Raw genomic sequence first — 12,584 nt, 5'->3', positions numbered from 1 at the left:
CGGAGACCCCATTGCGGAGGGCTGTCGACTCACCGTAGAACTCCGGCCATGAGAAGCCGGATCATCATGTCCATGTTCGCCGGAGCGACCCTTCTGGCGAGCACCCTCCTCGGGGCCACCCCCGCCCAATCGGCCGCCACCCCCGTCCAATCGGCCGCCAACCCCTCACCTGCCGTCCCCGCCGAGTTCGGAACGGACTGGCACGATCCGATCACCGCCGCTCCGCCCGTCTCCCGGCCCGAGAACACGACGTCGTGTGAAGTGACGGTGGCCGAGGCGCAGTTCAAGGACTTCACGCCGTACCGGGGGAGCTACGCGCCGCCGGGGGAGTGCGGGAAGAGATGGAGCAAGGTGGTCCTGCGGCTCGACGGCAAGGTGAAGGGCCGCCAGTTCGACCGACTCGGGTATCTGCACATCGGTGGCGTCGAGGTGTTCCGGACGTCCACCCCGCAGCCCTCGCCCGACGGCATCGAGTGGTCCGTGGAGAAGGACGTCACGCGCTACAGCGACACCCTGCGCACCGAGCAGCCGGTCGAGATGCTCATCGGCAACGTCGTCGACGACACGTACACCGGGATCCTCGACGTCGAGGTCACGCTGACCTTCTACGCCGGTCGGCCCGACGCGAGCACGGCGAGGACCGTTCCCGACCGCGTCCTCACCCTCCAGGACGGCACCGGCCTCACCACCCCGCGCAACAGCGAACGCGTCATCGCCGAGGTGTACGCGACCGGCTCCGGCGGTGGTTGCGAGGAGTACTGGTACCTCACGGTCCCCGCCGAGGTGCCGTACTCCTGCAAGGCCGACCACGGGCCCTACCGTGAGGTGCGGATCGCGGTGGACGGGCGACTGGCCGGAATCGCCGCGCCGTTCCCGAACGTGTGGACGGGCGGCTGGTCCAACCCCTTCCTCTGGTACGTCGTTCCCGGCCCCCGCGCCTTCGACATCCAGCCGCTCCGCTACGACCTCACCCCCTTCGCGGGACTCCTCAACGACGGGCGCCCGCACCGGATCGAGGTCTCCGTCGCCGGCGTGCCCGAGGGGCAGAGCGGCTGGAGCACCCCGGTCAACGTCCTCGTCTGGCAGGACGAGAAGAGGGAGCGGGTCACCGGCGCCCTCACCGAGGTGCGGGAGGGTGACTTCGTCAACTCGTCCACGTACACACCGGGTTCGGAGCACCGTCTCGACACCGAGGGGAGTCATCGGTTGACCGTCGCCGGGTATGTCGACACCTCCCACGGCCGGGTCACGACCACCGTCCGCCGCAGCCTCGTCAACACCTCCACGCACACCTGGTCGGACGGCGAGAACCCCGACGCGCTCGACGCGCGGTGGAGCGACGACGAGACGGTCACCGTGAACCACCGGACGACGCGCGTCCAGCGGTCGTACACGATGGACGGAACGACCACGCTCGGCGCGGGCGACCGGCTGCGGACCGTTCTCACGCTCGGCGACCGGGCGACGGTCACCGAGACGCACGGCGGGCGGCGCACGGCATGGACCCGGCTCGACGACACCTACACGGGTGACGCCACGTACACGGCGAACGTACCGCGCGACCAGCGGCACGCCGTCGGAACGTCGAGTGAGCGCTACCGAACGTACGGGTCGGGCGGGTGTTACGACCGTTCGCTGGTCTCCGTACAGGGAGTGCTGACGCAGGACCGCAAGGGCTGTTGACGTCCCGGGCGTGCGATGCGACGTCCGTTCGATGATTTACGTCCGCGAAACACGGCGGTCTTCTGTGCGAGCGACGGCTCCCCGATAGTGATCAGCGCGGAAGCATTTTTCCGCATGACAGAAAGTCCCTTCGGAGGAGTGCCCGTGCCGCAGTCCGTACCGTCCCTGCCGCGACGCGTCGCACGCATGCTGCGTACCTCATTGTTCGCGCAAGTCGGAGTCGCGCTTGTGCTCGGAATCGTCGTCGGAAGGTTGTGGCCGGACACGGCCACGACCTTCCAACCGCTCGGCGACGGTTTCATCCGGCTCATCAAGACCGTCATATCGCCGCTGGTGTTCTGTGTGGTCGTCGTCGGCATCGCCAAGGCCGGCAATCTGAAGGCGTTCGGACGGATCGGGCTCAAGGCCCTGATCTGGTTCGAGATAGCCTCGACGGCCGCGCTGCTCATCGGCCTGGTCGCCGCCAATGTCTTCGGCCCCGGCTCGGGCATGAACGTCGACCCCTCGAAGCTCGACACCTCGGCGGTCGACGCGAAGACCGCCGGCGGCGAGCTGCCGACGACGAGCGAGTTCATCCTCAACGCGCTGCCGCAGAGCGCGATCGGCGCGTTCGCCGAGAACGCGCTGCTCCAGGTGCTCGTGCTCGCCTGCCTGACCGGCGCCGCGCTGCTGCACCTCGGTCACACCAAGGTGCCCAAGATCCTGCCCGCCATCGAGCAGGCCCAGGAGGTCATCTTCGCGATCGTCGGCTTCGTCATGAAGCTGGCGCCGCTCGCGGTGTTCGGCGCGATGGTCCACCTGGTCGGTGAGTACGGCCTCGGCGTCATGAAGACCTACGCCAAGCTGATCATCCTCTGCTACGCCGTCGCCGCCGCGTTCCTGGTGCTGCTGGGCGTCGCGCTCAAGCTGATGACCGGGCTGAGCCTGTGGAAGTTCGTCCGCTACACCCGGGCGGAGATGCTGCTCGCGCTGGGCACCGCCTCCAGCGAGTCCGTGATGCCGCGCATGATGCAGAAGCTGCGGCAGGCCGGAGCCCGTGACGACGCCGTGGGTCTGGTGCTGCCCACCGGGTACTCCTTCAACCTCGACGGCGCGTCCATCTACCTCTCCATCGGCACGCTGTTCATCGCGCAGGCCGTGGGAGTGGACCTCAGCCTCAGCCAGCAGGTCACCGTCGTCCTGGTCCTCATGCTGACCAGCAAGGGCATGGCGGGCATCCCGGGTTCGGCCTTCCTCGCGCTGTCGGCCACCGCCTCCTCGCTCGGTGCCATCCCGGCCGGTGCCGTCGCCCTGCTCCTCGGCGTCGACCGCATCATGGACTCGATGCGCGTCGTCACCAACCTGCTCGGTAACTGTGTCGCCGTCTTCGCCGTGTCCAAGTGGGAGGGCGCGCTGGACACCGACCGGGCGAAGAAGATGCTCGACGGCGAGATCGAGTTCGTGGAGGAGGACGACGCGCCCGCGGAGACGGACGACGAGTCCGTGAAGAAGGGCGGCGCGCCCGTGGAGGCGGAGGTTCCCGCCCTCTCCAAGGCGGAGGTCAAGGAAACCGCTACCGGAGTGAGTTGATCCCTGCTCCTGGATCCCTCTTCCCGGACACGAAGGGCCCGGCGCAGCACTCTGCGCCGGGCCCTTCGCGTGCGCGCCTCCTCGGCGCTGACGCTCAGCGGTGCCGCCCCGTCGGCGGTGCCGCTCAGCAGCGCGGTGTCGTCGGCGGTGCGCCGTCGACCAGCGTGTCCAGCAGCCCTTCGAGGACGCTTCGCTGATCGTCCGCCAGCGGCGCCAGGATCTCCTCCGCCGCCGAGCGGCGTGCGTGGTGCAGCTCCCGGAGGACCTTGAGGCCCTCGTCCGTGACCTCTATCCGGATCACCCGCCGGTTGGTGGGATCGGGTGCCCGGCGGACCCGCCCGCTCTCCTCGAGCGCGTCGACCAGGGTGGTCACGGCACGGGGCACGACCTCCAGCCGCTCCGCCAGATCGGCCATCCGTGGCGGCGTGTCGTAGTGGGCGAGGGCGCGCAGCAGTCGCGACTGCGCCGGGGTGATCTCCAACCCGCTCTGCTGGAGGTGGCGCTTCTGGATGCGGTGCACACGGCGGGTGAGCCGCAGCAACTGCTCGGCGAGCAGTCCGTCGGCGTCGGGGTCGGTCATACCGGGAACAATATCAGGACCTCGTTCATTGTGAGTATAGGTAACAATGAGCTAGGCTCCGCAAGTCTCCGAATTTCCCGGCAGTTGGGGAGGTTCGGAAGTCGCCGGCAGCCCTCGTCGTCACCCCGCACCGCCGCCCACCCGTCTCACCTCCCGTAGGAGCCCATGCATCCCGATCACGAAGCCACCTGGGCGCCCTCCGCCGACACGCGTGAACAGCCCCGACAGGTGCGCCGCATCCTGAAGCTCTTCCGCCCCTATCGCGGTCGGCTCGCGATCGTCGGCCTGCTCGTCGGCGCCGCGTCACTCGCGTCGGTCGCCACGCCCTTCCTCCTCAAGGAGATCCTCGACACCGCGATCCCCGAGGGCCGCACCGGCCTGCTGAGCCTGCTGGCGCTCGGCATGATCGTGAGTGCGGTGCTGACCAGCATCTTCGGCGTCCTGCAGACGTTGATCTCGACGACCGTCGGCCAGCGGGTCATGCACGACCTGCGCACCGCCGTCTACGGTCGACTGCAGCGGATGTCGCTCGCCTTCTTCACCCGGACCCGGACCGGGGAGGTCCAGTCCCGCATCGCCAACGACATCGGCGGCATGCAGGCGACCGTCACCTCCACGGCCACCTCCCTGGTGTCCAACACCACCAGCGTGGTCGCCACGGTCGTCGCGATGGTCGCCCTGGACTGGCGCCTCACCGTGGTCACCCTGCTCCTGCTGCCGCTCTTCGTGTGGATAAGCCGCCGGGTCGGCGACGAGCGCAAGAAGATCACCACCCAGCGGCAGAACCAGATGGCCGCCATGGCCGCGACGGTCACCGAGTCGCTCTCCGTCAGCGGCATCCTGCTCGGGCGCACCATGGGCCGCGCCGACTCGCTCACCAAGTCCTTCGCCGAGGAGTCCGAGGGGCTCGTCGATCTGGAGGTCAGGGCCAACATGGCGGGGCGCTGGCGCATGGCCGTCATCACCGTCGTCATGGCCGCCATGCCCGCCGTCATCTACTGGACCGCCGGCATCGCGCTCCAGTTCGGCGGCCCGTCCGTCTCCGTCGGCACGCTCGTCGCCTTCGTCTCGCTGCAGCAGAACCTGTTCCGGCCGACCGTGAGCCTGCTGTCCACGGGCGTCCAGATACAGGCCTCGCTCGCCCTCTTCCAGCGCATCTTCGAGTACCTCGACCTGCCGATCGACATCACCGAGCCCGAGCACCCGGTCCACCTCGACCGGATCAAGGGCGAACTCCGCTTCGAGAACGTCGAGTTCCGCTACGACGCCGACGGCGCCGAGGGCCCCGGCGGCGGCGCGACGTCACGTCCGATCCTCGACGGCATCGATCTGACCGTTCCGGCCGGCGGCAGCCTCGCCGTCGTCGGGCCGACCGGCGCCGGCAAGTCCACGCTGGGCTGCCTGGTGCCGAGGCTGTACGACGTCACGGGCGGCCGGGTCACCCTCGACGGGGTCGACGTACGCGACCTGGACTTCGACACGCTGGCCCGGGGCATCGGAGTCGTCTCGCAGGAGACGTACCTCTTCCACGCCTCCGTCGCCGACAACCTGCGCTTCGCGAAACCGGACGCCACCGACGAGGAACTGCACGCGGCCGCGCGGGCGGCCCAGATCCACGACCACATCGCGGCCCTGCCCGACGGCTACGACACCGTCGTCGGTGAGCGCGGCCACCGCTTCTCCGGCGGGGAGAAGCAGCGTCTCGCCATCGCCCGCACCATCCTGCGCGACCCCCCGGTCCTCATCCTGGACGAGGCGACCAGCGCCCTCGACACCCGGACCGAGCACGCGGTGCAGGAGGCCATCGACGCGCTCTCCGCCAACCGCACCACCGTCACCATCGCGCACCGGCTCTCCACGGTTCGCGGCGCCGACCAGATCGTCGTGCTCGACTCCGGGCGTGCCGTGGAACGCGGGACGCACGAGGAACTGCTGCAGAGCGGCGGGCGGTACGCGGCGCTGGTCCGGCGGGACGCGCGGCTGAAGCCCGGTCGGGACGTGGCCAAGGTGCCGAAACTGGAGCCGACAAGATGAAGATATGCCGGGTTATGCCAGGTTTGAGGTGATATGCGGGTTACCGTGCCCGCATGCAGATGAACACTCCGCCACGGAGCACGATTCGACTGACGCGTCGGGGCCGGGCCGCCCTCATCGCGGCCGGGGCCGTCGTGGCGGCCACCGCCGTGGCGGTGCCGCTGCTGAGCGTGGGGGGCGGTGACGGCGCGGCCGAGCGCCCGACGTCCCTGGTGATCCCGGAGGGCTGGCGTTCCGGCCAGGTCTACGAAGCCGTCGACAAGGCGCTCGCACTGCCCGCCGGATCCACCAGGAAGTCCCTGTCCAAGGCCAAGCTGACGCTGCCCGAGGACGCCGAGGGCAATCCGGAGGGCTATCTCTTCCCGGCGACGTATCCGCTGCGGGAGTCCTCGACTCCCGAGTCCCTGCTGGCGGTCATGGTCGAGACCGCGACCAAGAAGTTCAACGGCGGTCAGGTCACGGCGGGGGCCCAGCGCAACGCGATGAACGTCTATCAGGCGGTCACCATCGCGAGCATCATCCAGGCCGAGGCGGCCACCGAGGAGGACATGGGCCGGGTGGCCAGGGTCATCTTCAACCGCCTGGAACGCGGGATGCCGCTGCAGATGGACTCCACCATCAACTACGCGCTGAACCGCTCCACGCTGAACACCACCGTCGACGACACGAAGATCGACAGCCCCTACAACTCGTACCGGCGCATGGGCCTGCCGCCGACACCGATCGCCAACCCGGGGGAGGCGGCGATGCGTGCCGCCGTCAATCCGACGCAGGGCGACTGGCTGTACTTCGTCACGGTCAAGCCGGGCGACACCCGCTTCACGGCGAACTACCAGGAACACCTGCGCAATGTCGCCGAGTTCAACCGGAACCGCAGGACGGCCTCCCCGGGCAGCGGGTCGTCCTCGCCCTCGACGGCGACCGCGCCGGCGACCGGCTGAGGTCCGGCCGGTCGGCGCGGGGCGTCAGGCGGCGGCCGGTTCGATCGTCAGGAGCCGCCGGATGTCCCGTACGGCCGCACGGCCCGCGCGGTTGGCGCCGATGGTGCTCGCCGAAGGGCCGTAGCCGACCAGATGGACGCGCGGGTCGGCGACCGCGCGCGTGCCGTCGACGCGGATGCCGCCCCCGGGCTCGCGCAGCCGCAAGGGGGCCAGGTGGTCGACGGCGGCGCGGAAACCGGTCGCCCAGAGGATGACGTCGGCGTCCGCGCGGCGGCCGTCGTCCCACTCCACACCGTCGGGGGTGATGCGGTCGAACATCGGCAGCCGGTCCAGGACGCCGTCCGCGATGCCCTGCCGGATCGCGTCGTTGAGCGGCAGACCCGTCACCGACACGACACTCCTCGGCGGCAGCCCCTGCCGTACCCGGTCCTCCACCAGGGCGACCGCCGCCCGCCTCGCGCCCTCGTCGAACGGTCCCTCGCGGAATACGGGCGGCCGCCTCGTCACCCAGGTCGTCGCGGCGGCGTACGGCGCGATCTCCAGCAGATGCTGGGTCGCGGACGCGCCTCCGCCGACCACGATCACCCGAAGTCCCGCGAACTCCTCGGGCCCCGGGTACTGAGCGGTGTGCGACTGCCGCCCCCGGAAGGTCTCCTGACCGGGGTAGCGCGGCCAGAACGGCCGGTCCCAGGTGCCCGTCGCGTTGATCAGCGCCCGCGTCGACCACGACCTGTCCGAGGTTTCCACGACGAGCCGCCCGCCCTCGCCCTCACGCACGGCGCGGACGTCCACGGGGCGCCGTACGCGCAGGTCGAAGGTGTGTTCGTAGGCGTCGAAGTACTCCCCGATGACCTCGGAGGACGGTCGCGTCGGGTCCGCCCCCGTCAGCTCCATGCCCGGCAGCGCGTGCATCCCGTGCACCTTGCCGTACGTCAGCGACGGCCAGCGGAACTGCCAGGCGCCGCCCGGCGCGGGGGAGTGGTCCAGCACCACGAAGTCGCGCTCCGGCTCGAAACCGGTGCGGCGCAGGTGATGGGCGGCGGCCAGCCCCGCCTGGCCGGCCCCTATGACGACCACCTCGACCGCACGCGTGCTGTTCATGCCTCTACCAACGGGCACGGAGCGTCGGATCTTCCCGGGGACAGGGACGCGGCGTCGGCCCTCAGCCGTACGGCGAGGCGTGCGCGCAGTTCGGTGAAGCGGGGGTCGGCGAGGTCGCGGGGCCGGTCCAGGCCGACCGGCGTCTCGTACGTGATGACCCCCGCGTCCATCACCAGGACACGGTCGGCCAGCAGCAACGCCTTCTCGACGTCGTGCGTGGCGAGGAGCACCGCGCAGCCGCGGCGCTGCCACAACTCGCCCACCAGCCGCCGTGCCTTGATGCGGGCCGGCCCTCCGAGGGCGCCGAACGGCTCGTCGAGCAGCAGCAGTTCGGGGCCGGAGCCGCGCTCCGGATCGGCCTCGGTGAGGGCCCGCTCCGCGCGGGTGCGGTCGAGCCTGTCCGGAAGCCCGAGCAGGAGGTTGCGCCATACGCGCTTCCACGGCATCGGTCGCGGTGCCTGGAACACGACGGCCTTGCGGCGAGGTACCAGGACGGTGCCCGAGATGTCGCGGTCGAGCCCGACGAGGACACGCAACAGGGTGGACTTGCCGCAGCCGCCGCGACCGAGCAGGGCCACGAACTCGCCCGGCTGGACGTCGAGCCGGAGCCCGTCGATGACGGGACGACCGCCGAAGGAACGGGTGAGCCCTTCGACGTGCACGGCGTGGGGCGTGGATGCCATCGCAGCAGCCTTCCGAGGGACTCCGGTGTCCGGAATCCCGTCAGGGGAGGGGGAGGAACCGCGTCCTGAGCGCAGCCCCGCGATGCGGTCGCAGGGCGCCGGGAACGGGGTGAAGAGGCGTCAGCAGCCGCGACGACACGCGGCGGAGGCCACCCGCAGCAGGTCGATGTGACCGCGCGAAGTGAGCAGGGCTGAACGCGACATGCGGCGAAATTAGCGAGCCGGTCCGTACACGGTCAATGGGATCTCGCGACGTGGACGCCGTGTATCACCGGGTGGTCCACTCCTCGGGCGGGTCGTCGCTCTCGTGTCGCCGGGTCCCCGTCGGCGTCGTCCCGGTGCGCGAGGATGGAACCATGTCCGATGCCTTCACCACCCGAGTCCTGCACATCGCCTCCGGTTCCCGTGAGCGGGTCGTCGATCTCACCCACGACTGCGAGGAGTTCCTCCGCGAGGCCGCGGCCGGCCGGGACGGCCTCCTCAACGTCTTCGTCCCGCACGCCACGGCCGGCATCGCCATCATCGAGACGGGCGCCGGCAGCGACGACGACCTCCTCGCTGCCCTGCGCACCCTCCTGCCCGCCGACGACCGCTGGCAGCACCGCCACGGCAGCCCCGGCCACGGACGCGACCACGTACTCCCCGGCCTCGTCCCACCCCACGCCACGCTCCCGGTCCTCGCGGGACGACTGGAACTGGGGACTTGGCAGTCGGTGTGCCTGGTGGACACGAACAAAGACAACGCCAACCGTCAGGTTCGACTGAGCTTCCTGGGCTGAGCGAGATCATCGTCACGAGCACGGGTGTCACCACGGCGGCCGCCACCGACCACATGATCGGTGACGGCCGTCGGCCGTCTAGCGTGCGCTGGGGCGCAGTTGGGCCTCGAGGAAGGTGACGATGGTCTGCCAGGACGGGGTCACCGGACGAGGCGGAGTGGTGTGACCGCCCCGTGAGGTCTCCTCATAGGCGTCCTTGCGGGTGCCGGGGTCGCTCAGCATGTCGAAGAGCGGGCCGTGGCCGGCGTGCGGGAAGGAAACGAAACGCACCTCGTCGCCTGCGGAGGCCAGTGCGTCGCGGAGCAGTCGGCCCTGGTGATAGGGCACCAGAGGATCCTGCTCGCCGTGGAAGATCAGGAACGGCGGTGTGCGCCGACCGCCGACGTAGGTCAGCGGGTTCGCGGCAGCGACCTTGTCCGGGCAGTCGTCGATGGGGCAGCCGAGCAACAGTGACTCGGGCGAACGCGCGTCTCCATGGCAACCGGTGAGTCCCAAGGCGGTGTTGAAGAACGTGCAGTTGTCCAGCATGTGCGCGTCCATCTGCGAGAAGTCGGTCGGCGGATAGAACGGCAGAGCCGCCTGAACCGCACTCGAGGGACCGCGTACACCGACATCGCCCTCCAGCGCCGGGATGTCCCCGGTGACCCCGGCCATCGCCGCGGTCCAGCCGCCAGAGGAGTCACCCATGATCGCGAAGCGCTGGGGGTCGAGGTTGTAGGTCTTCGCGTGCGCGCGCAGCCAGCGGATGGCGCCCTTGATGTCATGGAGCTGGGCCGGGAACTTGGCCTGCGAGCTGGAACGGATCGACACACCCGCCACCGCGAACCCGTACGGGTTGAGTTCGGCAGCGACCTTGTCGGCCCCTTGGCGACCGTTGTCGGCCATCCACGCCGAGCCGGCGGAGAAGATCACCAGCGGTACCGGCCGCGATGACCGCGGGACGTAGAGGTCCAACAGATGACCCTGGCTGTCGGCCGGCTGGGCAGGCGCGTAGGCGATGTCCTTGGTCACGCTCACCTGCCTCGTATGCGTGGACGGGGTCGCGAATCCGGACGCGGCGGTCATCGCGACCGCCATGACCCCTCCGGCCAGGGAGAGCAGAACGCGGCTCCCCGGCACGGCTGGTAGTAGACGCCGGAACATCATGTTCACTCCTCTTCGAGTGGGGCGCGGTCGGCAGCTGCCGCGTCGGAGCCGGCGGAGCGGCCGGGGTGACGGCGGGCGTGACGTACGGACGTTCCGCCTGGCGAGCGGACGCATACGAAATGCGGGCGGAAGGGGCCGGCCGCGTAAGACCTCCACCCATATGTTCGCCTGGCGAAATTGATTTCGCTGTACGGTGTGGGCATGAGTGTGGGACCGACACGCGGCGGTGTCAATGGTGAAGAAGGGGCCTCGCGGCCCACGGGTCCACGCCGGCGCACCTCGGTGCCGGGGCTGAGGAGACAGCCCGCACGCGGTGGTCCGTCAGGTCAGTTGGAGCCGGCCGGAGTGGGGTACGGCGGAGAGGTCGCCCTCGACCGCTTCAGCCGTCGCAAGGAGTGCGGGCAGGACCTGCTCGCAGCACTCGGTGACGGTGCGCCGACTGGGGTGCATGGCCACGTTGATCGCGGCCAGCACTTTGCCGTTCTTGCCGCGCACGGGTACGGCCATCGAGCGCAGGCCGACTTCGAGTTCCTCGTCGACCAGGGCGTACCCGCGGTCGGCCGTCCTCTCGAGAACCCCGAGAAGCTCGTCGACGTCCGTCACCGTGTTCGGGGTGAGCCGTGCGAGGGGCGAGGCGGCGAGCAGCGCGGCACATTCGTCTCTGGGAACGTCGGCGAGCAGGACCCGGCCCATGGAGGTGGCGTAAGCGGGCAGTCGGGTGCCCACGGAGGCGTCGACCGTCACCAGGCGGACGCCGGCGGCGCGGGCGACGTAGACGATCTCCGAGCCGGAAAGCACTGACATCGACACGGAGTCCGAGAGCCGACGGGACAGCTCCGTCAGGTGGGGCTGGGCCAGCTGCGGCAGCGTCAGACGCGACAGCGGGGCGTAGCCGAGGGAGAGGATCGCGGCGTTGGGACGGTACAGCCCTCCCCGGTTCGTGAGGTAGCCGAGGTGGTCCAGGGTGATGAGAGCACGCCGCGCGGTGGCACGCGGCAGACCGGTGAGACGGGCGACGTCGGAACTCTTGAGGGCGTGGCGGCCCTCGCCGAAGGCTGTCAGCACGCTCAGGCCACGGGCGAGGGATTCGACGAAGTCGCGCCCGTTCGTGGGAGTCCTGGTGTCCTTCACCTGCCCGGCCATGGGTTCGGACCGTGACATCGGTTGCCGCGGGCTTAGTTCGCGCTCCATCTCCGCTGCGGCACGGCGGGCGGCAGGCAGTGCGGCCCGCGCCAGGGCTTCGGCGCTCGGATGGCGCCCGATGAGGCTGACGACGTTCACCACGCAGAGGACGTCTCCGTCGGGACCGTGGACGGGGACGCCCAGGGCGATCAGGCCCGGTTCCAACCACTGGTCGTCGAGGGACCAGCCCTCGGATCTGGCGGCGGCGGCCCGTTCGCGGAGGTCATTCGTACACGCCCGAGCGTGCCCCGGCCCTCGCAGGCAGTGGTGCTCCGCCTGATGCCGTTCCCACTCGTCGGAGCTCCAGGTGGCGGCCAGCATGGCGCCGGGCGCCGAGGCGTCGAGCGGCAGCCGGTCGCCGATGCCGCAGACGATGCTCATCCGGCGGTTCCGCTTGGACGAGTGGACGAAGTGGGCGCCGTGCCGGTCCGGGACGGTCAATGTGACGTCCTCGTCCAGTTCCTCGGCCAGAGCGTCGGCGTGGGGCCCGAGGAGCTCGGGAATTCTCACGGCGGACAGGTAGGCATTGCCCACTTCCATCAACGGGGGTGCCAGCATCACCTCGCGTCCCTCGAGCCGGAGGTAGCCCAGAGAGTCCAAGGTGCCCGTGATGCGGTCGAGAGTGGCCCGGGGCAGGCTCGCGCGATGGGCGAGTTGCTGCGCGTCCTCTCGCCCGCCGGCGTCTGTCAGGGCCCTGAGGACGGCGATCCCACGCATCAGCGGGCCGACCACCTCGGCAGGCGCATGCTCCGTGACGAGCTCGTCCACCCCGTGGGCTACGGCCTCGGCCGCCATGCTCTCCCCTTGCTTCTGTGCAGGCCACGGTACACCGGCGTTGCAACACGGTCCGTCGGCGATCTCGAGGAGGCGCGGCTGCCGAGCCGTC

General features: G+C 70.1%; 11 protein-coding genes. 5 read left to right on the top strand and 6 right to left on the bottom strand.

The annotated features are described in order from the left end of the window. Positions 1 to 48 precede the first annotated feature (48 nt). Positions 49 to 1,683, top strand: coding sequence for a peptide-N4-asparagine amidase (locus L3078_RS06375; RefSeq protein ID WP_239751867.1), 1,635 nt, complete (start codon positions 49 to 51; stop codon positions 1,681 to 1,683). 144 nt (positions 1,684 to 1,827) lie between these two features. Beyond that, a complete protein-coding gene (locus L3078_RS06370; RefSeq protein ID WP_239751865.1) occupies positions 1,828 to 3,252 on the top strand; it encodes a cation:dicarboxylate symporter family transporter in 1,425 nt (474 codons plus the stop codon). A gap of 124 nt (positions 3,253 to 3,376) precedes the next feature. Here the strand turns inward: L3078_RS06370 and L3078_RS06365 are convergent, their stop codons facing one another. Continuing rightward, the gene (locus L3078_RS06365; RefSeq protein ID WP_239751863.1) at positions 3,377 to 3,832 is read right to left on the bottom strand and encodes a MarR family winged helix-turn-helix transcriptional regulator; all 456 of its coding nucleotides are present in this window, start codon (positions 3,830 to 3,832) and stop codon (positions 3,377 to 3,379) included. Positions 3,833 to 3,997: 165 nt separating this feature from the next. On the opposite strand from L3078_RS06365, the gene L3078_RS06360 reads away from it, so the two are divergent. Continuing rightward, complete coding sequence (locus L3078_RS06360) at positions 3,998 to 5,866, top strand: ABC transporter ATP-binding protein (protein WP_239751858.1); 1,869 nt, start codon at positions 3,998 to 4,000, stop codon at positions 5,864 to 5,866. A 53-nt stretch (positions 5,867 to 5,919) separates the two neighbouring features. Beyond that, entirely contained in the window at positions 5,920 to 6,807 is an 888-nt protein-coding gene (mltG, locus tag L3078_RS06355) for an endolytic transglycosylase MltG (RefSeq protein WP_239751856.1), read from the top strand. Between the two features lie 24 nt (positions 6,808 to 6,831). Here mltG and L3078_RS06350 read toward each other — a convergent pair whose 3' ends face one another. From L3078_RS06350 to L3078_RS44720, 3 genes are all read right to left on the bottom strand, one after another. Further along, positions 6,832 to 7,908, bottom strand: coding sequence for an NAD(P)-binding domain-containing protein (locus L3078_RS06350; RefSeq protein ID WP_239751853.1), 1,077 nt, complete (start codon positions 7,906 to 7,908; stop codon positions 6,832 to 6,834). Continuing rightward, complete coding sequence (locus tag L3078_RS06345; RefSeq protein ID WP_239751852.1) at positions 7,905 to 8,591, bottom strand: ABC transporter ATP-binding protein; 687 nt, start codon at positions 8,589 to 8,591, stop codon at positions 7,905 to 7,907. Before L3078_RS06345 ends, L3078_RS06350 begins: the two co-directional genes overlap by 4 nt. A gap of 120 nt (positions 8,592 to 8,711) precedes the next feature. After that, on the bottom strand, positions 8,712 to 8,795 hold the full coding sequence (locus L3078_RS44720; protein WP_319053403.1) for a putative leader peptide: 84 nt from the start codon (positions 8,793 to 8,795) through the stop codon (positions 8,712 to 8,714). Positions 8,796 to 8,947: 152 nt separating this feature from the next. On the opposite strand from L3078_RS44720, the gene L3078_RS06340 reads away from it, so the two are divergent. After that, on the top strand, positions 8,948 to 9,370 hold the full coding sequence (locus L3078_RS06340) for a secondary thiamine-phosphate synthase enzyme YjbQ (RefSeq protein WP_239751848.1): 423 nt from the start codon (positions 8,948 to 8,950) through the stop codon (positions 9,368 to 9,370). A 78-nt stretch (positions 9,371 to 9,448) separates the two neighbouring features. On the opposite strand, the gene L3078_RS06335 is transcribed toward L3078_RS06340, so the two are convergent. Together L3078_RS06335 and L3078_RS06330 are read right to left on the bottom strand one after the other, a co-directional pair. Beyond that, entirely contained in the window at positions 9,449 to 10,516 is a 1,068-nt protein-coding gene (locus L3078_RS06335; protein WP_239751846.1) for an alpha/beta hydrolase, read from the bottom strand. A 321-nt stretch (positions 10,517 to 10,837) separates the two neighbouring features. Further along, positions 10,838 to 12,493 (bottom strand): IclR family transcriptional regulator domain-containing protein, encoded by a 1,656-nt coding sequence (locus L3078_RS06330; protein ID WP_239751844.1) that lies wholly within the window; start codon positions 12,491 to 12,493, stop codon positions 10,838 to 10,840. Positions 12,494 to 12,584: the final 91 nt, after the last annotated feature.

It is taken from the genome of Streptomyces deccanensis, assembly GCF_022385335.1.
GTDB lineage: Bacteria > Actinomycetota > Actinomycetes > Streptomycetales > Streptomycetaceae > Streptomyces > Streptomyces deccanensis.
The sequence above is the reverse complement of the archived record's forward strand: the minus strand, read 5'-3'. Positions and strand labels throughout refer to the sequence as shown.